Source organism: Streptomyces sp. NPDC052109 (assembly GCF_040680195.1).
Lineage (GTDB): Bacteria > Actinomycetota > Actinomycetes > Streptomycetales > Streptomycetaceae > Streptomyces.
Genome location: NZ_JBFAWF010000023.1, coordinates 13824 through 39552 on the forward strand (window position 1 = coordinate 13824; position 25729 = coordinate 39552).

The following is a 25729-nucleotide window of genomic DNA, read 5'->3' on the forward strand; positions in this document are numbered from 1 at the left end:
CGGCCGCCCCTCGTCACCGCACGAGCCCGGTTACGGCTTGGGCGTGGCGTGCGGACCGCAGGTCACGTCCGCGCCGTCCAGCTTGCCGTCGATCAGGTAGGCGTCGACGCGCTGGTTGATGCAGGGGTTGACCAGGCCGGTCACACCGTGGGAGCCCGCGTCCTTCTCCGTGATCAGACGGGAGCCCCGGAACCTCTTGTGCAGTTCGACGGCGCCTTCGTACGGGGTGGCGGCGTCCCGGGTGGACTGCACGATCAGCACCTGCGGCAGGCCCTTGCCGGTCCGCACGTCGACCGGGTTCTGCTGCTTGACCGGCCAGGTGGCGCAGGGCAGGTTCATCCAGGCGTTGGCCCAGGTCATGAACGGGTAGGCCTTGTTGAGCCGGGTGTTGTCCCGGTCCCACTTCTGCCAGCTGGTGGGCCACTTGGCGTCGGTGCACTCGACCGCCGTGTAGACGGCGTTGCCGTTCTCCGCCGTGATGTTGCCGGCCGTGTCCGACAGGTCGGGGGCAGCCGCGTCGACCAGCGCCTTGGTGTCACCGGCGACGTACTTGCTGAACACCGTGGCGACCGGCACCCACGAGGAGTCGTAGTACGGCGCGCTCTGGAAGAAGGAGATCAGCTCGGCCGGGCCGACGACCCCGCCGATCGGGTTCTTCTTGGCGGTGGCGCGCAGCTGGAGCCACTTGGCCTGGACGGCGTCGCGGGTGGCGCCGAGGTGGAACGTGGCGTCGTTGGCGGCGACCCAGTCCTCCCAGTCCTTCCAGCGGCCCTCGAAGGCGATGTCCTGGTTCAGGTTGGCCTGGTACCAGATGTTCTCGCGGGCGGGGTTGACCACGCTGTCCACGATCATGCGGCGCAGATGGCCCGGGAAGAGGGTGCCGTAGACGGCGCCGAGGTAGGTGCCGTAGGAGACGCCGAGGTAGTTGAGCTTCTTCTCGCCCAGAGCGGCGCGGATGACGTCCAGGTCGCGGGCGGTGTTCGGCGTGGTCATCTGCTGGAGCATGGCGCGGCCGGTGCGGTCCAGGCAGCCGTCGGCGTACTCGCGGGCCAGCTTGCGCTGGGCGGTCTTGTCGGCGACGGTGTCCGGCACCGGGTCCATCTTCGGCGCCTTGACGAACTCCTGCGGGTCCTCGCAGGAGATCGGCGCGGAGTGGCCGACGCCGCGCGGGTCGAAGCCGACGAAGTCGTAGGCCTTGGCCACGTTCGCCCAGACGGGGTTCTTGTTGGTGACCCGGGTCGGGAAACGCAGCCCGGAACCGCCCGGTCCGCCCGGGTTGTAGACGAGCGAGCCCTGACGCTCCTGCTTGGTGCCGGTGTTGCCGATACGGTCGACGGCGAGCTTGATCTGCTTGCCGTACGGGTGGGCGTAGTCGACGGGCACACTCACCCAGCCGCACTGGATGGGCTTCGCCAGCCCCCAGTCGGCCGGGCAGTCCTGCCAGTCGATGCCGGCCTTGGCGGCGCGGGCGGCGGCCGTCTCGGCGCCCTTGGCCTCCCGGTCCTGGCCGGGCCGGCCGGCGGCGCTGGCCGCGGGCGCGGACACGGCACCGGCGATCAGGGTGGCGGTGACGAGTGCTCCGGCCGAACCGAGCGCCAGCAGGCGGCTCTTCGGTCTGTTCTCCCTCAAGTGGGCCCCTCCCCCTACATCAGGATCACTGCGAGTGGTCAGCTCGGGGATCCTCTCGGCTGTGAGCCGCCTGAGAACAGGGGTCGCCACTCATCTTTACCAATCCGATAACCGGATGATCATGTCCCGTTGAACGGAACACCTCTCACGCGGCAAGCAGACTCCGCGCCTCGTCCAGGAGCCGTCGCAGCCGGAGCGCGTCCGGAGCCACGGCACTGACCAGGACCGCCGGGCCGGCCAGGGGCGCCAGAGCGGCCCACTCCCCCAGAACCCGCGGTTCGGGCGGGCTCTCGGCGAACTCGGGCCGCACGACGACGAGTTGACCCACGGCCCGGTGTCCGGCCAGGACGGCGGGCCCGTCCCAGCCGCCGGGGGCGCCGGGCCCGCAGGACAGCTGCTGGTCGAGCACCGCGCGGCCAGCGACCCGTACGGTCAGCCGGCTGGTGAGTCGGCCGGGTTCCTCCGCCGCCCGTCCGAGCACCTGCTCCTCGCGCAGCACGAGCCGGGCGCCGGTGGAGAGTTCGGCCCTGGTGGAGACGTACAGGTCACTGCCCCGGGCGGAGATCAACTGCTCGGGCAGCCAGTGCAGTTCGGCGCCGTCTGCCACGTCGAGCCGTACGTCGTAGCGGGCCTCGCCCTTGGCCTGGCCGGGCAGGGCGAGGGTCGCGGCGGCCGAGCCGACGTGCAGCCGGGCGCCCTCCGCCACACTCGCGGTGAGCGAGAAGCGGTCGCCGCCGAGCGGGCCGCTCATCGCGCCGACCACCATGACCCTCGCCTCGGCGCCGGCGGCCCTGGTGCGGCGCAGGGCCAGCGGCCCGTCGCCGTCCAGCACGGGCAGCGCGGTGCCGCCCCGGCCGTCGGAGCGGGCGACGATCCGCGCGTCCGCCCGGACCCCGGCGGTGGTCACGCCGTCCACGCGGCGAGCCTCTCGCGCACCCAGCCGGCCACGTCGGCGACGCCGGTCCCTCCGCGCAACGACTGGAAGACCACGGGAAGTTCGGCCCGCTGGGCCTTGGCGTCGGCGGCCATCCGGGTGAGGTCGGAGCCGACGTACGGGGCGAGGTCGGTCTTGTTGACGACGAGCAGGTCGGCGGTGGTGACGCCGGGCCCTCCCTTGCGCGGGATGTCGTCGCCGCCGGCCACATCGATGACGAAGATCTGCGCGTCCACGAGCCCCTTGGAGAAGGTCGCGGTGAGATTGTCGCCGCCGGACTCGACGAGGATCAGATCCAGTGGCCCGACCGCGTCCTCCAGGTCCTCGACGGCTTCGAGGTTGGCGGAGATGTCGTCGCGGATCGCGGTGTGCGGGCAGGCGCCCGTCTCCACGGCCGTGATCCGCTCGGGCGGCAGCACGGCCTCGCGGAGCAGGAACTCGGCGTCCTCGCGGGTGTAGATGTCGTTGGTGACGACGGCGAGCGACAATTCCTGCCGCAGGGCCCGGCAGAGCGCGGCGACGGTGGCCGTCTTGCCGGAGCCGACCGGGCCGCCGAGCCCGATCCGCAGGGCGCGGCGGGTTCCGTCGGGCCGGCGCGCGTCCGCGCTGACGGCGGCGGGGCCGGGGTGGTCGTGGTCGAGGTGCATGTACGGCTCCTAGGTGCTGGCCTCGGTCTCTCAGCCCGTCCGGGGCCCCCTCCGGGGGAGCTTGAGGACGAGGCCGTTCAGGCCGGTCGGGGGTCCAGGGGGCCACGCTCCCTGGCGGGGGGTCGAAGGGTCGGGGCCCCTGAGGGGGGATCGGTAGGGGCGGCGGGGACGATGGGGGCGCTTTCCTCAGGAGGCGAACAGGCGTACCGGCCAGGCCGCATGCCACTCCGCGGCGACCTCCAGCAAGGGCCCGGACGCCGCCGGCAGTGCGTCGGCACCCTCGTCGGGCACTCGCCGCGCCGCCTCCACCGCCGCGTCCGCGACGCGATCCAGCTCCGGTGCCAGCCGGGCCAGCACACCGGTCGCGTCGAACGGGTCCAGGCTCAGCAACCGCACGGTCGCCGTCGCCGGCCCGCTCACGCTCTCGTACGCCGCGCAGTACGCCACGTCGTCCGGGCCCAGCCCGGCCGCCCGGGCGGCGAGTCCGAGGACCACCGGCTGGTGTGCTCCCTTGGGGAACCGCCGTGCCAGCGCATCGAGTTCGGCTGACGGCCAGCTCGCCCGCGCCGCCCGCAGCAACTGCCGGCCGAGGCGCCGCGCAGCGGCGCGCAGGGCGGGAGACGGCGTACGGGCGTCCGCCGCCGCATCCAGCTCCCCCGGATCCACGCCGAGTACGGCGGCGGCCGCCAACGCCCCCGCGACCAGTCCCACGGTGTGCAGCCGACCCCGGCAGAAGTCCTCCAGGCTCGCGGCGGAGGTGATCCGGCCCGCCTTGACGGCAGCCTCGGCCCCGCCGGAGTGCGCGTGCCCTCCGGCGGGGAAGCGGCCGTCGGCCAGGACGAGAAGTGCTGCCCGGCTCATCAGAAGAGGAAGTAGCGCTGGGCCATGGGCAGCTCGGCGGCGGGTGCCGCCTCCACCAGCTCGCCGTCGATGTGCACGGCGAAGCTGTCGGGGTCGATCCGGACGTCCGGCCGGGCGTCGTTCTCACGCATGTCGGCCTTGGTCACCGCTCGTGTGGACGCGATCGCCACGAACCGCTTGCCGAGCCCCAGCCGCTCCGGCAGGCCGTCCGAGATCGCCGGCGGGGCCACGAAGTTCACGGAGTTGGCGGCCGGGGCCCGGCCGATCGCGCCGTACATCGGGCGGGGCAGGATCGGCTGCGGGGTGGGGATGGAGGCGTTGGCGTCGCCCATCTGCGCGTAGGCGATCTGGCCGCCCTTGAGCACGAGCAGCGGCTTGACCCCGAAGAACGCCGGCTCCCACAGCACGAGGTCGGCGAGCTTGCCGGTCTCGACCGAGCCGATCTCGGCGGCGAGGCCCTGGGCGAGCGCCGGGTTGATCGTGTACTTGGCGACATAGCGCCGAACCCGGTGGTTGTCCGCGCGGCCGTCGCCCGGCAGCGCGCCCCGGCGCCGCTTCATGACATGGGCCGTCTGCCAGGTGCGCAGGATCACCTCGCCGACACGGCCCATGGCCTGGGAGTCGGAGGAGATGATCGAGATCGCGCCGAGGTCGTGGAGGATGTCCTCCGCGCCGATCGTGGACGGCCGGATCCGGGACTCGGCGAACGCCAGGTCCTCGGGGACCGCCGGGTTGAGGTGGTGACAGACCATCAGCATGTCGAGGTGTTCCTCGGCGGTGTTGACGGTGAACGGCCGGGTCGGGTTGGTGGAGCTGGGCAGCACGTTGGGCTGCGAGACCACGGTCATGATGTCGGGCGCGTGCCCACCGCCGGCACCCTCGGTGTGGTACGAGTGGATGCCCCGGCCCGCGATGGCGGCGAGGGTGTCGCCGACGAAGCCGGCCTCGTTCAACGTGTCCGTGTGGATGGCGACCTGAATGCCCGTCCGGTCCGCCACGGTGAGCGCGGCGTCGATGACGGCCGGGGTAGAGCCCCAGTCCTCGTGCAGCTTCAGGCCGGCCGCGCCGCCGCGGACCTGGGAGAGCATCGCCTCGTGGGAGACGGTGTTGCCCTTGCCGAGGAAGCCGACGTTGACCGGGTAGGCCTCCATCGCCTCGAACATCCGGGCGAGGTGCCAGGGGCCCGGCGTGACGGTGGTCGCCTTGGAGCCCTCGGCGGGGCCGGTGCCGCCGCCGACCAGTGTGGTGATGCCGGAGGCCAGCGCCTCGTCGGCGACCTGCGGGCAGATGAAGTGGACGTGGGCGTCGATGGCGCCGGCGGTGAGGATCCGCCCGTTGCCGGCGATGATCTCGGTCTCGGGGCCGATGACCAGGTCGGGGTGGACGCCGTCCATGGTGTCGGGGTTGCCGGCCTTGCCGAGGGCGGTGATCCGGCCGTCGCGGATGCCGACGTCGGCCTTGACGACGCCCCAGTGGTCGACGACGACGGCGCCGGTGATCACGGTGTCGGGGGTGCCGTCGGCGCGGGTGGCGCGGGACTGGCCCATGGACTCGCGGATGACCTTGCCGCCGCCGAAGACCGCCTCGTCGCCCGAGGTGCCGGGGCCGCCGGAGCGGTCCTCCTCGATCTCGATCAGCAGATCGGTGTCGGCGAGCCGGATGCGGTCACCGGTGGTCGGCCCGAACAGGTCGGCGTAGACGCCGCGGGAGATCTCAGGCATCGAGGGCACCTCCGGTCTCCCCGCGCAGCCCCGGCACGATCCGGGCGCCGGCGAGGGGGACGAGTTCGACGGCGACGGGAATGCCGGGCTCGAAGCGCACGGCGGTGCCGGCGGCGACGTTCAGGCGCTTGCCGCGGGCCGCGGCACGGTCGAACTCCAGGCCGGGGTTGGCCTCGGCGAAGTGGTAGTGGGAGCCGACCTGGACGGGGCGGTCGGCGGCGTTGAGGACGGTCAGACGAGTGACCTCGCGACCGGCGTTGAAGTTGACGGGGTCGTCCGCGAACAGGATCTCTCCGGGAATCATCGCGGCCCCCTCAGATGATCGGCTCGTGGACGGTGACGAGCTTGGTGCCGTCCGGGAAGGTGGCCTCCACCTGCACGTCGTGGATCATCTCCGGGACCCCGTCCATGACGTCGGCCCGGGCGAGGAGCTTGCGGCCGGAGGACATCAGCTCGGCGACCGTACGACCGTCCCGCGCTCCCTCGAGGATGTGCGAGGTGATGAGGGCGACCGCCTCCGGATGGTTGAGCTTGAGCCCGCGGGCCCGGCGCTTCTCGGCCACGTCGGCCGCCACATGGATCAGCAGCCTCTCTTGCTCGTGCGGGGTCAGTTGCACGTCCCACCTCACAGTCCTTGCTCCGGACCGTGCGGGGCCCGGCTGCCGCAGCCATCGCGACGGGGATAGATGTAACACGCAGACAAAATCCCCGGATCATCCTCGATCCGGACAGGAAAACCCCTGATGGCGTGGATGGGCAGGCTAGTTCGCCGGAGTTTCGACGACGTTAACCAGACCTTGATCCACCGATGACCGCGCGATGGGATCCCCGATACCCGCCCAGGTCAGGAGACGCCGGGTCCGCGATGCTCGGCGGCGATCCCGAACCGCTGCTGTTCGCGCGCGGCGGAACCCACTTCACGGACCCCCGAGACCGAGCTGACGACCTGCTCCTCCGCCGGCTCGTCGAGCGCGTCCAGCCGCTCCAGGTCGGCAGCCGAGACCAGCGCGACCAGCGGCTTTCCATGGCGTGTCACGACGACGCGCTCACCGCCGTACACCACCCGGTTGATCAGGTCGGCGAGCTCAGCCCTGGCTTGCGTCACCGGAATCTCGTAGGCCATACACCCATCATAACGTCACGTACGTCCTGTACATTTTTTACAGATGCCGAGCCCACCGGAGGCCGGTGCGATGAGGAGGGGTATGTCCATGTCCCGAGCGTCCGCCCGTCATGTCCTGCCAGAGTTCACCGAGCGCACCAGCAGCGGCGCGCGCACGCTCGACCCCTACGGCAAGCTCTTCGAGGACCGGATCGTCTTCCTCGGCACCCCGCTGGACGACGCGGCCGCGAACGACGTGATGGCACAGTTCATGTACCTCGAGCACACCGCCCCGGAGCGGGACATCACGCTGTACGTCAACTCCCCCGGGGGTTCCTTCAGCGCGCTGACGGCCGTGTACGACACGATGCGCTACGTCACGTGCGACGTGGCCACCTACTGCCTGGGCCGGGCCGCGTCCCAGGCCGCGCTGCTGATCGCGGCCGGCACGCCGGGCAAGCGGTTCGCCCTCCCCGGTGCGCGCATGGTGATCGCGCAGCCGAAGCTCCCCGAACCCGTGCGGGGACAGCCCAGCGACCTGGTCATCCAGGCCGAGGAGTTGACCCGGGTCCGCGCGGCGACGGAGAAGATGCTCGTCCGCCACACCGGGCGTACGTCCGAGCAGGTCCACCGTGACCTGGAACGGGACTTGACGCTGGACGCCCCCGCGGCGGTGGCCTACGGCCTGGTGGACGGCATCGTGCCGAGCCGGCGGAGCATGCCCGGCGCACGGGGCGCGGAGTGAGCCGCCGATGCTGCCGGAACTGCCGCCGCTGCCCGCACTGACGCGTGCCGAGGGCGAACTGATCGACCGTTACCTGGAGGCGGTCGACCTGCTGGGGCGCGTCAATCCCGCACACGACGGGGACACCTACCGCGGACTGCGCGCGGCGCAGGCCCTGGTACGCAAGGCCGCAGAGCTGCGTGACGCCCTCGCGTCGATGCACCGGCGAGGCGAGACGGAGCTGCACGGGGACACACTGGCACGGGCCTTGCGGGTGCTGGACGGTGAGCGTCGGGCCGCGCGCGTCGCGCTCCCGCCGGACGGCGTCGGCTGATCCGGACGCCGGACCAGCCGGGCGGGCCCGAATGTCGACGGGCGCCGTTCGGATCGGACTTGAAACGGCCCGAACGACGTACCGCCGACCGGTGTATATCCAGGACGTTTTCCGGGCCTCCCGACTTGCGCGCCGCGTCGGTTCGCGAGCCGCGAGAAGACGCTCCGCCCCAGGTCCGCGGCTACGAGCGGAAACTGACGCCGCCTCGAACACAGCACTGTCCACCCGAACGGGCGAGTGGTGAGTAACGCCACAAATCCCCGGTTCCATTGGGATTTTCTGACAGTCGTGAGTGAAGATCCCTGTCTGACGACAAGCCCCCGCCACCGCGGCGGGGCGGTTCGGGCGGACGCCGAGTCCTGCCGCCGCCCGGACGACCGGTCGACAGGAGTGGATCGGCAGGAGTGGAGGACCCGAGCAAGGCGGGTCGCCGGAGCGGCCGTTCGTCTGTACGTCACAGGCGGCCGGAGGTTCCGAGCAGCCCTTGGGGTGAAGCCGCGGCAAACGCGGCCGGGCAACTTCGCCAGCCCGAATCCGACAGGTCATCCTTCACAGGCGGCTGACGAAGGGTTGCGCATGACTGCGCTCAATCGTGTCCCGTCGCTCATGGCCCGGGCCGGTACGGCCTCGGCCCTCACCCTTGCCGCCGTCGGCGGCTCGATCGCGGTTCCCGGTCTCGCCACCGAGGCCTCGGCCGCCGGCATCGCGGCCAAAGCACTGGAGGTCGCGGCCTCCAAGAGGGGCGCCCCGTACCAGTACGGGGCCACGGGCCCGCGCAGGTTCGACTGCTCGGGACTGACGCTCTACTCGTTCAAGAAGGCGGGCAAGACCCTGCCGCGTACCGCCGCCGCGCAGTACAACAGGACGCACCACATCTCCGCCAGCCGCCGCAAGGCCGGTGACCTGGTCTTCTTCCACTCGGGTTCGTACGTCTACCACGTCGGCATCTACGCCGGGCACGGGAAGATCTGGCACGCGCCGAGGACCGGAGACGTGGTGAGGCTCCAGAAGATCTGGACCAAGAGCGTCTGGTACGGCCGGGTCAGCTGACCGGCCGTCAGGTCAGGGCCGGGAGCGGCTCCAGCAACAGGGCCGCTCCCGGCACCGTCAGCGCCCCGGTGCCCGCCTGGAGCCCACGGGCGGCCCGGGGTCGGCGCAGTCATGCCGCCGCCCGGTCCACCAGCAACGCCGCCGCCCGGAACCACGCCGGTGCCGGTGCGGACACGATCGGCGCGGGCAGGAGCGTCCGGGGCAGCCTCCGCCGCCGTCGTCGGTGCGTCTGTAGCCGGTCCTGGTGGAGGAACTGGTTCTGGTGACCGCGCCGGGACACGCGCTGATCAGCACGGCGCCGCTGGTGCCGAAGCCCGGGTACGGCGTGGTGTGCGCACTGGTCAACGCCGGGCCGGGCGTGGCCGTCGCACCGGAGACGGTGGCCCGCACTGCGGTCACACCGGTCGGCGTTCGCCGCCCGGAGGCGGGCCGGCCGAGCCGGACGATCTCGCTGACCCACCCCCCTGAGGAGACGACACACGCCGCGGACGTTCCGTGCCCTGCTGCGCGCAGCCTTCGGCGGAGCCGGGCGCTAGGCCCTGTCCGGGGTGCCCTCGTGGCCGGTCACGGCCCCGCTCTCGACCTCGGTCGGTGCGGGGGCTCCCCACTGCGGTGCGACCGCGTTCGGACACAGGCCCATCCCCCTGTGGGGCACCGCCGGCACCGGCTCCGCCGGGAGCGCCCAGGGAAGTTCGATGGAGACCGTCTTGCCGCCCTCACGGGTGGGGCGGACGCGGAGTCTGCCGCCGCACTCCGCGGTGAGCCAGCGGATGATGACCAGGCCGCGGCCGTTGTCCTGCTGGACGGCGGCGGGCAGTCTCTTCGGAAAGCGCGGATGACTGTCCGTGACGCCGATGCGCAGATGTTCGTCACGGTCCAGCGCGATGTCGACCGTGAAGGTGGGTGACTGACCGAAGGTGTGCTGTACGGCGTTCGTGGCGAGTTCGGAGACGATGAGCCGCACCGTGTCGGCTGTCTCGGTGTCCGACGGCAGGCCCCACTCCGCGAGCGTGCCCACGACATAGGTGCGGGCGGCGGAGACCGAGGCGGGATCGCTCGGCAGAGTGACGGATGCTTCCAGATGGTCTGCCATGGCGACGTCGTCCCTTTCCCACGGGATCGCAGTCCGACACGGAGCGGATGGTTCGAGTACGGTCCCGGACTGGTGCTTGCGCGTCAGACTGCCATCACCGGGTCGGTCACGGGGCGCGATCCACCAAGATATGCATATATCTGTCGCCCGATGCGGTGAACTCTGCGACGCGAAACCGTATTCGGGCGGCTCGGAAGGAGTAAGGAGGAGCCCATGCAGAACGGGCCGGCAGTGCGCCGCCGCAAACTGGGCGCCGAACTGCGCATGCTGCGTACCGGTGCTGGGCTCACCAGCGGTGAGGCGGCTCGGCTGGTCGGCTGGCACCAGTCGAAGGTGAGCCGTATCGAGACCGGTGCCAGCGGCGTGAAACCAGCCGATGTGCGGTTACTGCTCGACGCCTACGGGGTGCGGGACGGGCAGCTGTGCGAGCTGCTGCTGATGCTGGCGAGCTCCGAGGACGCGGGCGACCGGCACCGCTGGTGGCACGCCTACCGAGGGGTACTGCCGCCGGCGTACCGGGACTTCATCAGCCTGGAGTCGCAGGCGAGCGCGATGCGCACGCTGGAGACCACGGTAGTGCCCGGACTGCTGCAGACCCGCGAGTACGCCCGCGCGGTGACCCGGGCGGCCGTGAAGGACCTGGACGACGAGAGCCTGGACGCGCTGGTGGAGGTGCGGCTGGCGCGGCAGGACGTGCTCCGCGCCGCACGGCCGCTGGAGCTGAGCGCGGTGCTGGACGAGGCGGTGCTGCGGCGCGAGGTCGGCGGCCCCGGGGTGATGGCCCGGCAGCTGGAGCGGCTGACGGAGGCTGCGCGGCTGCCCCAAGTGCGGCTGCAGGTACTGCCGTTCGGCGCCGGGGCGCATATCGGTCTCACCGGGCCTTTCGTTATCTTCTCATTTCCGAGCACTTCTGATCTGGACGTGGTTGTTCTCGACCAGTTGACGAGTAGCCTCTACCTGGAACGGAAAGAAGACCTCATGGCCTACAGCGAGGCCTTCGACACCCTTCGGTTTCACGCCCTTTCCCCCGAGGACTCGTTGGACTACATCGCCGGGATAGGTGACGGCGCGTAAGGAGGCACCATGACCGCACTGCCTCGGAACGTCCCTGCCAGTACCGACCTGCACGACGTGCGCTGGCTGCGCAGCAGCTACAGCACGGGAGCCAACAACTGCGTGGAGACGGCCCGGCCGCGCTCCGGCCCGGGGGCCGGACTGCTCGCCGTGCGCGACTCGAAGAACCCGGCCGGCCCCGCCCTGGTCTTCTCGGCCGAGAGCTGGGCCGGTTTCCTGACCGCCATCTGATCAGAACCAATCACACGCAATCATTCGGGATCACCCGGGATCGTTCCGGCGCACAGCACGGCCGTGTCACGCCGACTCATGGTCGCGTTTCGCCGATCACACGTACAGCACGTTCGATCTCGGCCCCGGACAGGTCCGCTCGGGCGGTCAGCCGCAGCCGTGAGATGCCGTCGGGCACGGAAGGAGGACGGAAACAGCCCACGGCCAGCCCCGCGGTACGGCAGTCGGCCGCCCAGCGCACCGCCTGATCGGGGGACGGAGCCCGCACGGAGACCACCGCGGCGTCCGGACGCACCGCTTCCAGACCCGCGGCGGTCAGCCGTGCGTGCAGCTGCGCGGCCACCTCCCGGGCGCGCGCCGCACGCTCGGGCTCCCGCACGAGCAGCCGCAGCGCCGCCAGGGCCCCACCGGCCGCCGCCGGGGCGAGGCCCGTGTCGAAGATGAAGGTCCGGGCCGCGTTGACCAGATGGTCGATGACCCGCGCCGGGGCGAGCACCACCCCGCCCTGACTGCCCAGCGACTTGGAAAGCGTGGCCGTGACCACCACGTCCGCGGCCCCGGCCAGCCCGGCCGCGTAGGGCGCGCCCCGGCCGCCGTCGCCCAGGACGCCGAGCCCGTGGGCGTCGTCCACGACCAGGCCCGCGCCGCGCTCCCGGCACGCCTCGGCCAGCTCGGCCAGCGGTGCCCGGTCGCCGTCGACCGAGAACACGGTGTCGGAGACGACGATGGCCGCTCCCTGATGGGTGGCCAGGGCCTTGCGCACCGCCTCCGGGTCGGCGTGCCCGACGACCTGCTTGTCGCCCCGGGCGAGCCGGCAGCCGTCGATGAGGGAGGCGTGGTTGCCCGCGTCGGACACGATCAGCGAGCCGTGCGGGCCGAGCGCGGTGACCGCGGCCAGGTTGGCGGCGTATCCGGAGGAGAAGACCAGCGCCGCCTCGAAGCCGCAGAACGCGGCCAGCTCGCGCTCCAGCTCGGTGTGCAGCTCGGTGGTGCCGGTGACCAGCCGGGAGCCGGTGGCCCCGCCGCCCCAGGTCCGGGCGGCCCGGGCGGCCCCCTCGGTGACCTCGGGGTGGTGGGCGAGGCCCAGGTAGTCGTTGCTCGCCAGATCCAGCAGCGGCGAGTCGGCCGGGCGCGGGCGCAGGGTGCGTACGAGTCCGGCGCGGCGGCGCGCCTCGGCCTGGTCGTCGATCCAGCCGAACGCCATGGGTCCTCCGGGGCTTTTGTAGGTAGCGGACAGACCCTAGCGGTACGACCAGCCGCCCAGGGTGTGGCAATACCCACACGGTGAACCGTCTCCGTTGTGCAAACTCTCCTTGGCCCGGGGCGGTTCCGTAGGACAGGATCAGGGCTCATGGACCTGCTGAACACGCTGGTGGACAAGGGGCTTCGGCGCGAGCTGCCGACCCGCGAGGAAGCGCTCGCCGTTCTGGCCACCTCCGACGACGACCTGCTCGATGTGGTGGCCGCGGCCGGGAAGGTGCGCCGGCACTGGTTCGGGCGACGCGTGAAACTCAACTATCTGGTGAACCTCAAGTCGGGCCTGTGCCCGGAGGACTGCTCCTACTGTTCCCAGCGGCTCGGCTCGAAGGCCGACATCCTGAAGTACACCTGGCTCAAGCCCGACGAGGCCTCCGAGGCGGCCGCCGCCGGTCTCGCGGGCGGCGCCAAGCGCGTCTGCCTGGTGGCCAGCGGGCGCGGCCCGACGGACCGGGACGTGGACCGGGTCTCGGAGACCATCAGGACGATCAAGGAGCAGAACGAACAGGTCGAGGTGTGCGCCTGCCTCGGTCTGCTCTCCGACGGCCAGGCGGAACGGCTGCGCGAGGCCGGCGCGGACGCCTACAACCACAACCTCAACACGTCCGAGGGGACGTACGCGGACATCACGACCACGCACACGTACGCCGACCGGGTGGACACGGTGCAGAAGGCGCACGCGGCCGGACTGTCCGCCTGCTCCGGCCTGATCGCGGGCATGGGCGAGAGCGACGAGGACCTGGTCGACGTGGTCTTCTCGCTGCGGGACCTGGACCCGGACTCGGTGCCGGTGAACTTCCTCATCCCGTTCGAGGGCACGCCGCTGGCCAAGGAGTGGAACCTGACCCCGCAGCGCTGCCTGCGGATCCTCGCGATGGTCCGGTTCGTCTGCCCGGACGTGGAGGTGCGTATCGCCGGCGGCCGCGAGGTCCACCTCCGTACGATGCAGCCGCTCGCCCTGCACCTCGCCAACTCCATCTTCCTCGGCGACTACCTGACCAGCGAGGGCCAGGCCGGCAAGGCCGACCTGGAGATGATCGCGGACGCCGGATTCGAGGTGGAGGGCGCCGGCGAGGTGACGCTGCCGGAGCACCGGGTCGAGGCCGCGGGCGGCTGCGGCTCGCACGAGGGCTGCGGCTCGCACGAGGGCGCGGACGCGTGCGGTACGGCGGCCGGTGCGTGCGGCACGGCGGCGGAGCCGGCCGCGCAGGAGCCGCGCACCGACCTGGTCGCCGTGCGCCGCCGGGGCGCCGGAACGGACCTCGCGCCCAATGCCTGATCTGCCCGGCCTGAGCGTGCCCGAGCTGCTGGAGCTGGATCGCCGGCATGTGTGGCATCCCTACGGCCCGATGCCCGGACGCGTCGAACCGCTCGTCGTGGAGTCGGCGAGCGGGGTCCGGCTGCGGCTCGCGGACGGCTCGGGCGAACTGGTGGACGGCATGTCCTCATGGTGGTCGGCCATCCACGGCTACAACCACCCGGTCCTGAACGAGGCGGCGCACGGGCAGCTCGGGCGGATGAGCCATGTGATGTTCGGCGGGCTCACACACGAACCCGCCGTACGGGTCGCGAAGCGCCTTGTCGACATGTCTCCGGCCGGACTCGAGCATGTGTTCCTCGCCGACTCCGGTTCGGTGTCGGTCGAGGTGGCGGTGAAGATGTGCCTGCAGTACTGGCGTTCGCTGGGCCGGTCCGGCAAGCAGCGGCTGCTGACCTGGCGGGGCGGCTACCACGGCGACACCTGGAACCCGATGTCGGTGTGCGACCCCGAGGGCGGGATGCACGGGCTGTGGTCCGGCGTGCTGCCGCGCCAGGTGTTCGCCGACGCACCGCCGACGGCGTACGAGGAACCGTACGCGGACCATCTGCGCGAGCTGATCGCACGCCACGCGCACGAGCTGGCCGCGGTGATCGTGGAGCCGGTCGTGCAGGGTGCGGGCGGGATGCGCTTCCACTCCCCCGCGTATCTCCGGGTGCTGCGGGAGGCGTGCGACGCGCACGACGTGCTGCTGGTGTTCGACGAGATCGCCACCGGTTTCGGCCGCACGGGCGCGCTGTTCGCGGCGGAGCACGCGGGTGTCACCCCGGATGTGATGTGTGTGGGCAAGGCGCTGACCGGCGGCTATCTGACTCTGGCGGCCACGCTGTGCACCGCGCGGGTCGCCGACGGCATCTCGCGGGGCGAGGTGCCGGTGCTCGCGCACGGGCCGACGTTCATGGGCAACCCGTTGGCGGCGGCCGTGGCCTGCGCCTCGATCGAACTGCTCTTGGGCCAGGACTGGCGGGCGGAGGTCAAGCGGATCGAGGCGGGCCTGTGGGAAGGCCTCGCGCCGGCCCGTGAGCTCCCCCGCGTGCGGGACGTCCGCGTGCTCGGGGCGATCGGCGTCGTCCAGCTCGACCACGAGGTGGACATGGCCGCGGCCACCGGGGCCGCCGTGCGGGAGGGCGTCTGGCTGCGCCCGTTCCGCGACCTGATCTACACGATGCCGCCGTACATCACCTCGGATGAGGACGTGGCACGGATCGCGCGCGCGGTGTGCGCCGCGGCGCGGGAGGGATGACATGCCGGTACTGGTGATCACAGGGACGGGCACGGAGGTCGGCAAGACCGTCACCACGGCCGCCGTCGCCGCCGCCGCGCTCGCCGCCGGGCGGTCGGTGGCCGTGCTGAAGGCCGCGCAGACGGGCGTGCGGCCGGACGAGCGCGGGGACGCCGACGAGGTCGCGCGGCTCGCGGGACCGGTCACGGCCACCGAACTGGCCCGCTATCCCGAGCCGTTGGCGCCCGGCACGGCGGCCCGCAGGGCCGGGATGGCACCCGTCCACCCACACGAGGTGGCCGAGCGGGCGGCGAAGCTGGCCGCCGAGCACGAGCTGGTGCTGGTCGAAGGGGCGGGCGGACTGCTCGTCCGGTTCGACGCGGCCGGCGGCACTCTGGCCGAAGCGGCGGGACTGCTGGGCGCGCCGGTGCTGGTCGTCGCCCAGGCCGGCCTGGGCACGCTCAACACCACCGAACTCACGGCACTCGAACTGCGGCGCCGGGACCTGGAGTTGGCCGGCGTGGTCATCGGCAGCTGGCCGGACTCCCCCGACCTGGCCACGCGCTGCAACGTGACCGACCTGCCGCAGGTCGCCGGAGCCCCGCTGCTCGGCGCGATCCCCTCCGGGGCGGGCACGCTGTCACCGGCCGACTTCCGTACGGCAGCGCCGACTTGGCTGGCCCCTCGCCTGGACGGCACCTGGGACGCGGAGGCGTTCCGGGTGCGACAGGCCCCCTAGCCGCCACGAGCGCCCCGGGCCCGGCAGGTGCCGTTGCCGCCGCAACGCGCCCCGGGCCCGCCGGCCGCCACAGCCGACACAACACGCCCTCGGCCCCAGCAAGTGCCGTTGGCGACACAAGGCGACTGCGGCCCACAGGCCTCCGTGGCCGAGGCAACGAGGCCCCGCAGCCGGCACAGCCACCACACCACACCCCCGGCCCCAGCAAGTCCCGTTGGCGGCACAACACGCCCGGGGCCCAGCAAGGGCCGTTGCCGACGGTGCGGCCCACCGGCCGCCACAGCCGACACAACACGCCCTCGGCCCCAGCAAGTGCCGTTGGCGACACAAGGCGACTGCGGCCCACAGGCCTCCGTGGCCGAGGCAACGAGGCCCGCCGCCAGCCCCAGCAGCAGCCGCAACACGCCCCGGACCCGCCGGCCGCCGTAACCCGGACGGCCTCCGGACCCGCACGGCACGCGGCCCGAGTCCCCGTCTCCAGCCGAGAGAACCGATCGGCGGGGCCGCCCTGCAGCCGACCGAGCCGAGGGGTCTGCCCTGCTGCCGGGCGAACCGAGTGATGGGTCTGAGGTACCGCCCGCGCGAACCGAGCCCCGCGAACCCGTCCTCCAGCCGACCGAGCCGAGGGGTCTGCCCTGCTGCCGGGCGAACCGAGTGATGGGTCTGAGGTACCGCCGCGCGAACCGGCTGCCGGCCCCCTCCGGGCAATCGGACCAAACCCGCGAACCCGTCCTCCAGCCGACCGAACCGAGCCGCCGGGCCCACCCTCCAGCCGAACCGAACCAAGTGGCCGGCCGGCCCCAGCGGGTCGGACGGGCCAAGCCGGCGCGCCCGCTTTCCAGCCGACCGAAGCGAATCCGCGGCCCCGCCCTGCAGCCGAACGAGGACGGGGCCCGGGCGGAGCCCCTGGCGGGGGCTGGGGGCGAGGGTGCAAGAGCCGTCGTGCGGGGGAAACTCTTCCTAGGCCGTCCCCCGGGAGGTTCACCATGCGGCTGCTCTCCACCGGCTCCGACCGGGTGGCGCGGGACCCCGTGCACCACCCCCTGTTCGCCCGCTACTACGCCCGCTTCAGCGTGAGCGCCGAGACCCGGCTGGGCATGGCCGGAGTGCGTGAGCGGCTGCTCGCCGGGCTGTCCGGCCGGGTGATCGAGATCGGCGCGGGCAACGGGCTGAACTTCTCGCACTATCCGGGCACCGTCGCCGAGGTCGTCGCGATCGAACCGGAGCCGCTGCTCAGGCAGTTGGCGCTGGAGTCGGCGCTGCGTGCCCAGGTGCCGGTCGACGTGGTGCCGGGCGCGGCCGAGGCACTGCCGGTCAAGAGCGAGGCCTTCGACGCGGCCGTCCTGTCCCTGGTGTTGTGCAGCGTGCGGGACGTGCCCCGGGCACTGAGCGAGGTACGGCGCGTACTCAGGCCGGGCGGCCAGGTGCGGTTCTTCGAGCACGGCCTGGGCGGCGGCCGCCTGATGACACTGACCCAGCGCACCCTGGACCGGACGGTGTGGCCGACGCTGGCCGGCGGCTGCCATCTGGCCCGGCAGCCGGTGACCGCGCTGCGCGCGGCCGGGTTCACCCTCGGCCCTCAGCGGCAGATGCTGATGCCGGACAAGGGCCCGGCACTGCCGTCCTCGTACTGCGCGCTCGGCGTCGCCTGGCGGCCGGACGAGCCGAACGCGCGCTGATCACACGCCCCAGCCGCGCAGTTCGCGCGCGATGTCGTCCACCCCGGCCGCGCCCTCCTTCACCAGCCGGGCGAGGTCCCGCACCTGCTCGGGTGTGGTGACCACCTTCACACCGCTGGCGACCAGGAACGCGTAGGCGACCGCGGAGGCGAACAGCGCGTTGGACCGCTCCAGCGCCGGCAGGTGGATCAGCAGCTGGAGCAGGGAGGCGGCGCGGGTGTGCGGGTCGTCGTACACGGGCACGCCGAATATGTCGGCGCGGTGCCGTGCGACGGCGGCGACCAGCGCGCCCCAGTCGGTGACCTGTGGGTCCCCGGGCGTCTTCTGTTCGGCGAGCATGAGGAGCCAGGCGAGGTCGATGCTGAGCTCGTTCAAGGGATCAGCGGCCGTCCCCGGTACCAGGGCCGCGGGTCTCGCCGAACTCCTCGGCGAACACGGACTCGTACTGCTTCATGAAGTCGGCGGCGGCCTCGACGAACGTACGGCCGGCCTCCCCCGTGTCCTGTCTGACCAGCTCTTCTATATAGCGGTTGACGCTGATGCCGCGGGCCAGGGCGCGTTCGCGGGCCGCGCGGGCGGTGCCCTCGTCCACGCGCACGTTCAGCTGGGTCTTCGCCATGCCTCGACGCTAGCGCCGGGGCGCTAGCAAGGCAAGGGCGCACGGAACCGGTGCGCCGGGCCGGCTTGTCCCCTACGCTCGCCCGGGACGGGCGGTTCAGGCGACCGGGAGGCGGTCTTGTCCACAGCTGCTGCGCAGTACGCACCGGACGGCGCCGTCGCGGCCCGCGCCCGCGGCCTGACCAAGGCCTACGGCTCCGGCGAGACGGCCGTCATCGCGCTGGACTCGGTGGACGTGGACATCACGCGCGGCCGCTTCACCGCCGTGATGGGGCCTTCGGGCTCCGGGAAGTCCACGCTGATGCACTGTCTGGCGGGGCTCGACACGGTGTCGGCCGGTCAGGTGTGGCTGGGCGGCACCGAGATCACGGGGCTGCGGGACCGGGAGCTGACCCGGCTACGGCGGGACCGCGTCGGGTTCATGTTCCAGTCGTTCAACCTCATCCCGACGCTCACGGCCGCCGAGAACATCACCCTGCCGATGGACATCGCGGGCCGCAGGCCCGACCCGCGGTGGCTGGACCAGGTCATCGACACCCTCGGCCTGCGCGACCGCCTCACGCACCGGCCCGCCCAGCTCTCCGGAGGTCAGCAGCAGCGGGTCGCGTGTGCGAGGGCGCTGGCCTCCCGTCCGGAGCTGATCTTCGCGGACGAGCCGACCGGCAACCTCGACTCGCGGGCCGGGCTGGAGGTGCTGGGCTTTCTGCGCGAGGCGGTGGACGATCTCGGGCAGACGGTCGTCATGGTGACCCACGATCCCGGCGCCGCCGCCCATTCCGACCTGGTTCTGTTCCTGGCCGATGGGCGGATCGTGGACGAGATGGAACGCCCGACGGCGGAGGCCGTACTGGAACGCATGAAGCGGTTCGACGTCGTCCGTGGCCGGCTCGGCGTCGGGGACGACGGCACCGCCCGAGAGGACTGACCGGGTGCTGAAGGCGACCCTGAGGAGTTTCCTCGCCCACAAGGGGCGGCTCGCGCTGTCCGCGCTGGCCGTCGTCCTGTCCGTGGCGTTCGTCGCGGGCAGCCTGATCTTCTCCGACACCGTGACGCGTACGTTCGACCGGTTGTTCGCCTCCACCGCCGCCGACGTGACGGTCCAGCCGAAGCAGCAGGACCTGAGGTCGGCGCGGGTGAGCGGTTCGGTGCAGACCGTGCCCGCCGCGCTGAGGAACCGCGTGGCGAAGGTCGACGGGGTCGCGGCGGCCCGCGCCGAGGTGTCGGTGCAGAACGCCGTCGTGATCGACGGCCACGACCGGTCCGTCGGCCCGACCACCGGTGCCCCGACCATCGCGACGGCCTGGTACGTCACTCGTCGCAGCCCGGTGAAGCTCACCTCCGGCCATGCGCCGCACGGTGCGGGTGAGGCGCTGCTGGACGCCGACACGGCCGACAGGAAGGACGTACGGATCGGCGACACGCTGACCGTGCAGGCACAGCCGGGCACGTTCCGGGTGCGGGTCGTCGGCATCGCCACGTTCACCACCACCAACCCCGGCGCGGCCCTGGTCTTCCTGGACCCGGCGGTGGCGGGCCGCCAACTGCTCGGTTCCGCCGCGAAGGCGACCAGCATCGCGGTGGACGCGGCCAAGGGCGTGTCCGACGTCGAGCTGAAGCGGCGTGTCGGCCTGGCGGTCGGCACCGGGGGCTACGACCTGAAGACCGCGAACGAGCAGGCCAAGTCGGCCGCGGCCAGCCTCGGCACGTTCCTGGACGTGATCAAGTACGTGATGCTGGGCTTCGCCGGTGTCGCTCTCCTCGTCGGCGTGTTCCTCATCGTCAACACCTTCTCCATGCTGATCGCGCAGCGCACCCGGGAACTGGGCCTGCTGCGTGCCCTCGGCGCGGACCGGCGGCAGGTGCGGCGCTCGGTGCTCACGGAGGCGCTGCTGCTCGGGCTGGTCGGCTCGACGCTCGGTCTCGCGGCCGGAATCGGGCTGGCGCTGGGCCTGATCCGGCTGATGGGCGCGTTCGGGATGAACCTGAAGGCCACGGAGATGGTGATCGGCTGGGGCACGCCCGTCGCCGCGTACGTCGTCGGTGTCGGCGTCACCTTCGTGGCCGCCTATCTGCCCGCGCGGCGCGCCGCGGCCGTCTCACCGATGGCGGCGCTCGCCGATGCCGAAGTCGCGGGCGTGGGCAAGCCGTTGAAGGCACGGGCCGTCGTCGGTGCGGTGATCGGGGCGGTCGGCGCCGCGGCGCTGGCCGGATGCGCGGCGGCCACGCGGACCGCGCAGGCGGCCTCGCTGCTCGGGCTCGGCGTGGCCCTGACGCTGATCGGGACCGTCGTCGCCGGTCCGCTGCTGGTGCGGCCGGTGATCCGGGTGCTGGGCGCGGCGTTCCCCGCGCTGTTCGGCCCGGTCGGCCGGATGAGCCAGCGCAACGCCCTGCGCAACCCGCGTCGTACGGGCGCCACGGCCGCCGCGCTCATGGTGGGTCTGGCCCTGGTCGGCGGGATGTCGGTGGCGAGCAGTTCGATGTCCGCGTCGTTCGACCGGCAGATCGACAAGAACCTCGGCGCCGACTTCATCATCCAGAACACGAACTTCACCCCGTTCACCCAGGAGGTGCGCACCACCGTGTCCCGCACGCGCGGCGTGGGGCTCGTGGTGGCGCAGCGGCTCACCCAGGTCGCCGTACGGCTGCCGAACGGGCAGCGGGTCCAGACGTCCGCCGTCGGGTACGGCCCAGGGCTCGACGACGTCGTGCACATCACGTACGCGCAGGGCGGTTCGGCGGCCGCGCTTGCGGAGGGTCACCTCGCCATGGACGCCGACTTCGCCCGGGACCACGGGGTGCGCCTCGGCGGCGTCGTCCCGGTCGAGTTCCCGGGCGGGCGGCGCACGGAGCTGACCGTCGGAGCGCTCACCGACCAGGACACGGCCGAAGGGTTCGGCGCCCAGGGCGGCCTCTATTTCGGCCTCGCCACCCTCCAGAGGTACGTGCCGGGCGCGCAGGACTCCGTGCTCTACGTCAACGCGGCGAGCGGCACGAAACCGCAGGACCTGCGCCCCCTCCTGGAACGGGCGCTGAAGCCGTTCCCACAGGTCCAGGTGCGCAACCAGACCGACTACAAGACGCTCGTCCACGACCAGATCGCCGTCCTGCTCTATCTGGTGTACGCGCTGCTCGGACTGGCGATCGTCATCGCGGTGCTCGGCGTGGTCAACACCCTCGCCCTGTCGGTGGTGGAGCGCACCCGCGAGATCGGGCTGCTGCGGGCGATCGGGTTGGGCCGGCGGCAGTTGCGCCGGATGATCCGGCTGGAGTCCGTGGTGATCGCGGTGTTCGGCGCGGTGCTCGGGCTGGCGCTGGGGCTCGTCTGGGGCGTGTGCATGCAGCAGGTGCTGGCCCTGCGCGGGCTGACGGCGCTGGCGATCCCCTGGACCACGATCGTCGCCGTCGTACTCGGCTCGGCGGTGGTGGGTGTGGTGGCGGCCCTTTTGCCGGCGCTGCGGGCGTCGCGGATGAACGTGCTGGCGGCGATCGCCCACGAGTGACCGTGCGCGGTCGCCCCGACGGGGTCACGATGGAGCGTCACATCAGGTCGTGCCGGGGAGAGTTCATGCCGCGTCCGTTCCGCTTCGGGGTCAATCTGCTCACGCCCGCGGCCGCGGCCGAGTGGCGCGCGAAGTGCCGGCGCGCCGAGGAACTGGGGTACGACGTGATCCTCGTCCCGGACCACCTGGGCATGGTCGCGCCGTTCCCGGCGCTGGTCGCGGCGGCCGAGGCCACCGAGCGGCCCCGGCTCGGCACCTTTGTGCTCAACGCGGGCTTCTGGAATCCGACGCTGCTGGCCCGCGAGGTCGCGACCACGGACGCGCTCACCGGCGGGCGCCTCGAACTCGGGCTGGGCACCGGCTATGTGCGGGCCGAGCACGAGACGGCCGGGCTGCCGTACGGCTCGCCGCGCGAGCGGGTGGACCACCTCCGGCGCACGGTGGCGGAACTGGACCGGCTGCTCGGCTCCGGCCACCAGCCCCGTCCCGCCACGCCCCGGGTGCCGCTGCTGATCGGCGCCAACGGCGACCGGATGCTGCGGCTGACCGCCGAGCACGCGGACATCGCCGCCTTCACCGGGGCCCGTGCGGGGTCCGCTCCGGGAACGCTGGAGCCGCTCACCGCCGAGGAGCTCGACGAGCGGGTCGCGCGCCACCGGGAGCTGTCGGCGGACCGGGCGGAACCGGCGGAGCTGAACCTGCTGATCCAGCTGGTGGCCGTCACGGACGACCCGGAGCCGGTGCTGAAACCGCTGCTGGAACGGCAGGCGCAGCTGACCCTGGACGACGCGCTGGCCCTCCCGGTCGTGCTGGCCGGCCCGCTGGAGGACGTCGTCGCGCGGGTGCGGGCGCTGCGCGAGCGGTTCGGGTTCTCGTATCTGACCGTACTGGAGCCGTGCATGGAGACCTTCGCGCCGGTGCTGGAGCGGCTGCGCGCGGAGTCCACATGATGGAAATCCACGCCCGGGAAGGCCACCCCGTGCTCCGATGATCACATGACTGATCTGCGCCTGCGCCCCGCGGCCCACGCCGACCTCGACGCCGTGCTCGCCTTCTGGAAGACGGCCGCCGAGGGCACCAGCATCAGCGACGACCGGGACGGGGTGGAGCGGCTGGTCGCCCGCGACCCCGAGGCCCTGATCCTCGCCACGGGGGAGGACGGCGAGCTGGTGGGCACGGTGATCGCGGGGTTCGACGGCTGGCGCTGCCATCTGTACCGGCTCGCGGTTCATCCGCGGCGCCGCCGGCAGGGCATCGCCTCGGCGCTGCTGGCCGCCGCCGAGGAACGGTTCGTACGGCTCGGCGGGCGACGGGCGGACGCGATGGTGCTGGTCCGCAACGAGACCGCGCACCACGCCTGGAGCGCCGCGGGTTACGGCCCGCAGGAGGACTGGCGGCGCTGGGTGAAGCTGCTCACGGACTGAGCCTATCCTGACTCCTTTGCACATCCTTTACCATTGAGGGAGCACTCGACCCTCTATGAAAGGTTGTGAGCGTCCGCCCATGGGCGAGCCTCCCGGTAGGCGTCACCGCGCGTCCCGTCCTGCGCTGTCCGATCATGGGACGGGGGTGACCCGATGACCGAAGTGCTCCTGCTTCTGGTGGCGATCCTGCTGTCGCTGGCCTGTGGTGCCTTCGTGGCGGCGGAGTTCTCGCTGACCACGGTGGAGCGCGGCGAGCTGGAGCGGGCCGCCGAGCGCGGCGAACGCGGCGCTCCGGGCGCCCTGAAGGCCGTACGGAACCTGACCTTCCAGCTCTCCGGCGCCCAGCTGGGCATCACCGTGACCAACCTGGTGGTCGGCATGCTGGCCGAGCCGTCGATCGCCAAGCTGCTGGCCGGCCCGTTCCGGGCGATGGGCCTGTCGGGCACCACGGCGAGCTCGGTCGCCCTGGTGCTCGGTACGGCCCTGTCCACGGTCTTCCTGATGGTCGTCGGCGAGCTGGTGCCCAAGAACTGGGCGATCTCCGCGCCGCTGGCCATGGCGAAGCGGGTCGGCACCCCGCAGAGCTGGTTCAGCGCGGCCTTCCGGCCCTTCATCACGCACCTGAACAACACGGCGAACCGCGTCGTGCGCCGGTTCGGGATCGAGCCCGCCGAGGAGCTGGCCTCCGCGCGCGGTCCGCAGGAGCTGGCGGCGCTCGCCCGGCACTCCGCCAGGGAGGGCGCGCTGGAGCCGGACACCGCCGAGCTGTTCGTCCGGACACTGAACCTGGCCGATCTGACGGCGGAGAACGTGATGACACCGCGCGTCCAGGTCATCGCCCTCGACATCCAGGCCACCTGCGAGGACGTGGCGAACGCGACCCGGGCCACCGGTCTGTCCCGGTTCCCGGTCTACCAGGGCAGCCTGGACTCGGTCGTCGGTGTCGCCCACATCAAGGACGTCCTCGCCGTGCCGGTCGAGCAGCGCCGCCACCGCCGCGTCCACCAGATGATGCGCGAGCCGCTGCTGGTGCCCGAGTCCCTGACCGTGGACCGGCTGCTGGACCGGCTGGGCGGCAGGCGCACGATGGCCGTCGTCATCGACGAGTACGGCGGCACCGCGGGCGTCGCGACCCTGGAGGACATCGTCGAGGAGGTCGTCGGCGAGGTACGCGACGAGCACGACCCGCACGAGACGCCCGACCTCGCCCCCGCCGGGGCGGACGAGCAAGGCCGGGCCCTGTACTCCGCCGACGGCGCCGCCCGCACCGACCAGCTCGCACGCGTGGGACTGCGGGTGCCCGAGGGGCCCTACGAGACCCTGGCCGGGCTGGTCGCGACCCTGCTGGGCCGGATACCGGTGACCGGTGACCGGGTCGAGGTCGCCGGGTGGCGGCTGGACGTGGTGGACGCCACGGGCCGGCGGGCGGCGCGGGTACTGCTGCACGCGCCGCTGGACGACGAGCAGGCACACGATCGGGCGGAGGGGGCACGATGACCGCCGTGCAGCTGCTGATCGGTCTGACGACCCTGGTCGTCAACGCCTTCTTCGTCGGCGCCGAGTTCGCGCTGATCTCGGTACGCCGGTCGCAGGTCGAGCCACTCGCGCAGGAGGGCGACCGGCGCGCGAGGAGCGTGCTGTGGGGCCTGGAGCACGTCTCCGCGCTGCTGGCCGCCGCCCAGCTGGGCATCACGCTGTGCACGCTCGTCCTGGGCGTGGTCGCCGAGCCGGCGATCGCGCATCTGCTGGAACCGGTGTTCCACGCGGTCGGCGTGCCCAAGAGCGCGGGCCACGTCGTGTCCTTCGTGATCGCGCTGACCCTCGCGACGTACCTGCACATGCTGCTGGGCGAGATGGTCCCGAAGAACATCGCGCTCGCCGAGCCCGTGCGCAGCGCGCTGCTGCTCGGCCCACCGCTGGTCGCGCTGTCCCGGGCGCTGCGCCCGGTGATCTTCACGGTCAACGCCTTCGCGAACGGTCTGCTGAAGCTGCTCCGGGTGGAGGCCAAGGACGAGGTCGCGGCGACCTTCACGGACGCCGAGCTCGCCGAGATCGTCAAGGACGCCAGCGAGGCCGGCCTGATCGACGGCCGGGCGCAGGAGCGCCTGCACGACGCCCTGGAGCTGGGCAGCCGGCCGGTGCGCGATGTCGTGGTGCCGCTGGAGCGGGTGGTGTACGCACATGTGGGCGTCACCCCCGAACAGCTGGAGGGGCTGTCGGCCGCCTCGGGCTTCTCCCGGTTCCCGGTGGTCGACGTGGGCCGTCGGATCGTGGGCTACCTGCATGTCAAGGACGCGCTGGACGCCTCGCCGCGGGATGTGCCGTTCCGGCTGCGGGACATGCGGCCCATCGCGCGGGTACGGGAGCGCACCCCGCTGGACGACGTGCTGACCGCGATGCGCGGCAGCCGCACGCACCTCGCGGCAGTCCTCGGCGACGACGGACGGCTGGCCGGCCTGGTGACCATGGAGGACGTGCTGCGGCAGCTGTTCGGCCAGCCTGCGCCGGGATGACTCCGGGGTGGCCGGCGGGGGCCGGTTGCCGGTTCCGGGGGTGATTCCGGGGCGACCGA

The 25729-nt window shown here is 72.3% G+C and carries 27 protein-coding genes and 1 riboswitch; of the genes, 15 read left to right on the top strand and 12 right to left on the bottom strand.

Annotated features, from left to right (window positions below; all coding sequences use genetic code 11):
• Positions 1 to 30 precede the first annotated feature (30 nt).
• The 8 genes from AB0L59_RS33610 to AB0L59_RS33645 all read right to left on the bottom strand — a co-directional run bounded on the left by AB0L59_RS33610 (position 31) and on the right by AB0L59_RS33645 (position 6915).
• Positions 31 to 1629, bottom strand: coding sequence for an alpha/beta hydrolase (locus tag AB0L59_RS33610; protein WP_365590437.1), 1599 nt, complete (start codon positions 1627 to 1629; stop codon positions 31 to 33).
• A 145-nt stretch (positions 1630 to 1774) separates the two neighbouring features.
• Positions 1775 to 2545: an urease accessory protein UreD gene (locus AB0L59_RS33615; RefSeq protein WP_365590438.1), complete on the bottom strand. Its 771-nt coding sequence runs from the start codon at positions 2543 to 2545 to the stop codon at positions 1775 to 1777.
• Positions 2533 to 3210, bottom strand: coding sequence for an urease accessory protein UreG (ureG, locus tag AB0L59_RS33620; protein WP_365590439.1), 678 nt, complete (start codon positions 3208 to 3210; stop codon positions 2533 to 2535). The genes AB0L59_RS33615 and ureG overlap by 13 nt, the downstream gene beginning before the upstream one ends.
• A gap of 186 nt (positions 3211 to 3396) precedes the next feature.
• The gene (locus AB0L59_RS33625) at positions 3397 to 4071 is read right to left on the bottom strand and encodes an urease accessory UreF family protein (protein ID WP_365590440.1); all 675 of its coding nucleotides are present in this window, start codon (positions 4069 to 4071) and stop codon (positions 3397 to 3399) included.
• Entirely contained in the window at positions 4071 to 5792 is a 1722-nt protein-coding gene (locus AB0L59_RS33630; RefSeq protein ID WP_365590441.1) for an urease subunit alpha, read from the bottom strand. Before AB0L59_RS33630 ends, AB0L59_RS33625 begins: the two co-directional genes overlap by 1 nt.
• Complete coding sequence (locus AB0L59_RS33635; protein ID WP_365590442.1) at positions 5785 to 6096, bottom strand: urease subunit beta; 312 nt, start codon at positions 6094 to 6096, stop codon at positions 5785 to 5787. The genes AB0L59_RS33630 and AB0L59_RS33635 overlap by 8 nt, the downstream gene beginning before the upstream one ends.
• 10 nt (positions 6097 to 6106) lie before the next feature.
• Complete coding sequence (locus AB0L59_RS33640; RefSeq protein ID WP_365590443.1) at positions 6107 to 6409, bottom strand: urease subunit gamma; 303 nt, start codon at positions 6407 to 6409, stop codon at positions 6107 to 6109.
• Between the two features lie 227 nt (positions 6410 to 6636).
• Positions 6637 to 6915, bottom strand: a complete 279-nt coding sequence (locus AB0L59_RS33645) for a type II toxin-antitoxin system Phd/YefM family antitoxin (protein ID WP_365590444.1) — start codon at positions 6913 to 6915, stop codon at positions 6637 to 6639.
• A gap of 88 nt (positions 6916 to 7003) precedes the next feature.
• Here AB0L59_RS33645 and AB0L59_RS33650 point away from each other — a divergent pair, with 88 nt between their 5' ends.
• The 3 genes from AB0L59_RS33650 (at position 7004) to AB0L59_RS33660 (ending at position 9002) form a co-directional block, all read left to right on the top strand.
• Positions 7004 to 7639 (top strand): ATP-dependent Clp protease proteolytic subunit, encoded by a 636-nt coding sequence (locus tag AB0L59_RS33650; protein ID WP_365590445.1) that lies wholly within the window; start codon positions 7004 to 7006, stop codon positions 7637 to 7639.
• A gap of 7 nt (positions 7640 to 7646) precedes the next feature.
• Positions 7647 to 7952, top strand: a complete 306-nt coding sequence (locus tag AB0L59_RS33655; RefSeq protein ID WP_365590446.1) for a hypothetical protein — start codon at positions 7647 to 7649, stop codon at positions 7950 to 7952.
• 434 nt (positions 7953 to 8386) lie between these two features.
• Positions 8387 to 8526: riboswitch (cyclic di-AMP (ydaO/yuaA leader) on the top strand.
• A 2-nt stretch (positions 8527 to 8528) separates the two neighbouring features.
• Entirely contained in the window at positions 8529 to 9002 is a 474-nt protein-coding gene (locus AB0L59_RS33660) for a C40 family peptidase (protein WP_365590447.1), read from the top strand.
• Between the two features lie 532 nt (positions 9003 to 9534).
• Here AB0L59_RS33660 and AB0L59_RS33665 read toward each other — a convergent pair.
• Complete coding sequence (locus AB0L59_RS33665; protein WP_365590448.1) at positions 9535 to 10095, bottom strand: ATP-binding protein; 561 nt, start codon at positions 10093 to 10095, stop codon at positions 9535 to 9537.
• Between the two features lie 213 nt (positions 10096 to 10308).
• Here AB0L59_RS33665 and AB0L59_RS33670 point away from each other — a divergent pair, with 213 nt between their 5' ends.
• Entirely contained in the window at positions 10309 to 11169 is an 861-nt protein-coding gene (locus tag AB0L59_RS33670; RefSeq protein ID WP_365590449.1) for a helix-turn-helix transcriptional regulator, read from the top strand.
• Positions 11170 to 11178: 9 nt separating this feature from the next.
• On the top strand, positions 11179 to 11400 hold the full coding sequence (locus tag AB0L59_RS33675; RefSeq protein ID WP_365590450.1) for a DUF397 domain-containing protein: 222 nt from the start codon (positions 11179 to 11181) through the stop codon (positions 11398 to 11400).
• Between the two features lie 76 nt (positions 11401 to 11476).
• Here the strand turns inward: AB0L59_RS33675 and AB0L59_RS33680 are convergent, their stop codons facing one another.
• Entirely contained in the window at positions 11477 to 12604 is a 1128-nt protein-coding gene (locus AB0L59_RS33680) for an 8-amino-7-oxononanoate synthase (protein ID WP_365590451.1), read from the bottom strand.
• 147 nt (positions 12605 to 12751) lie between these two features.
• Between AB0L59_RS33680 and bioB the strand changes: the two genes are divergently transcribed.
• The 4 genes from bioB (at position 12752) to AB0L59_RS33700 (ending at position 17615) form a co-directional block, all read left to right on the top strand.
• Positions 12752 to 13936 (top strand): biotin synthase BioB, encoded by a 1185-nt coding sequence (gene bioB / locus AB0L59_RS33685; RefSeq protein ID WP_365590452.1) that lies wholly within the window; start codon positions 12752 to 12754, stop codon positions 13934 to 13936.
• Positions 13929 to 15218 (top strand): adenosylmethionine--8-amino-7-oxononanoate transaminase, encoded by a 1290-nt coding sequence (locus AB0L59_RS33690; protein ID WP_365590453.1) that lies wholly within the window; start codon positions 13929 to 13931, stop codon positions 15216 to 15218. Before bioB ends, AB0L59_RS33690 begins: the two co-directional genes overlap by 8 nt.
• A 1-nt stretch (position 15219) precedes the next feature.
• The gene (bioD, locus tag AB0L59_RS33695; RefSeq protein ID WP_365590454.1) at positions 15220 to 15936 is read left to right on the top strand and encodes a dethiobiotin synthase; all 717 of its coding nucleotides are present in this window, start codon (positions 15220 to 15222) and stop codon (positions 15934 to 15936) included.
• A 986-nt stretch (positions 15937 to 16922) separates the two neighbouring features.
• The gene (locus tag AB0L59_RS33700) at positions 16923 to 17615 is read left to right on the top strand and encodes a class I SAM-dependent methyltransferase (RefSeq protein ID WP_365590455.1); all 693 of its coding nucleotides are present in this window, start codon (positions 16923 to 16925) and stop codon (positions 17613 to 17615) included.
• Here the strand turns inward: AB0L59_RS33700 and AB0L59_RS33705 are convergent, their stop codons facing one another.
• On the bottom strand, positions 17616 to 17990 hold the full coding sequence (locus tag AB0L59_RS33705; protein WP_365590456.1) for a fic family toxin-antitoxin system, toxin component: 375 nt from the start codon (positions 17988 to 17990) through the stop codon (positions 17616 to 17618).
• A 4-nt stretch (positions 17991 to 17994) separates the two neighbouring features.
• The gene (locus AB0L59_RS33710; protein ID WP_365590457.1) at positions 17995 to 18234 is read right to left on the bottom strand and encodes a toxin-antitoxin system HicB family antitoxin; all 240 of its coding nucleotides are present in this window, start codon (positions 18232 to 18234) and stop codon (positions 17995 to 17997) included.
• A 117-nt stretch (positions 18235 to 18351) separates the two neighbouring features.
• Between AB0L59_RS33710 and AB0L59_RS33715 the strand changes: the two genes are divergently transcribed.
• The 6 genes from AB0L59_RS33715 (at position 18352) to AB0L59_RS33740 (ending at position 25670) form a co-directional block, all read left to right on the top strand.
• Positions 18352 to 19158, top strand: a complete 807-nt coding sequence (locus AB0L59_RS33715) for an ABC transporter ATP-binding protein (protein WP_365590458.1) — start codon at positions 18352 to 18354, stop codon at positions 19156 to 19158.
• Between the two features lie 4 nt (positions 19159 to 19162).
• Positions 19163 to 21733 carry an ABC transporter permease gene (locus AB0L59_RS33720; RefSeq protein ID WP_365590459.1) on the top strand — a complete coding sequence of 857 codons (2571 nt, stop codon included), beginning with the start codon at positions 19163 to 19165 and terminating at the stop codon, positions 21731 to 21733.
• Positions 21734 to 21798: 65 nt separating this feature from the next.
• Positions 21799 to 22683, top strand: coding sequence for an LLM class F420-dependent oxidoreductase (locus AB0L59_RS33725; protein ID WP_365590460.1), 885 nt, complete (start codon positions 21799 to 21801; stop codon positions 22681 to 22683).
• Between the two features lie 45 nt (positions 22684 to 22728).
• Positions 22729 to 23157 (top strand): GNAT family N-acetyltransferase, encoded by a 429-nt coding sequence (locus tag AB0L59_RS33730; RefSeq protein WP_365590461.1) that lies wholly within the window; start codon positions 22729 to 22731, stop codon positions 23155 to 23157.
• 153 nt (positions 23158 to 23310) lie between these two features.
• The gene (locus AB0L59_RS33735; RefSeq protein WP_365590462.1) at positions 23311 to 24654 is read left to right on the top strand and encodes a hemolysin family protein; all 1344 of its coding nucleotides are present in this window, start codon (positions 23311 to 23313) and stop codon (positions 24652 to 24654) included.
• Positions 24651 to 25670: a hemolysin family protein gene (locus AB0L59_RS33740; protein ID WP_365590463.1), complete on the top strand. Its 1020-nt coding sequence runs from the start codon at positions 24651 to 24653 to the stop codon at positions 25668 to 25670. The genes AB0L59_RS33735 and AB0L59_RS33740 overlap by 4 nt, the downstream gene beginning before the upstream one ends.
• Positions 25671 to 25729 lie beyond the last annotated feature (59 nt).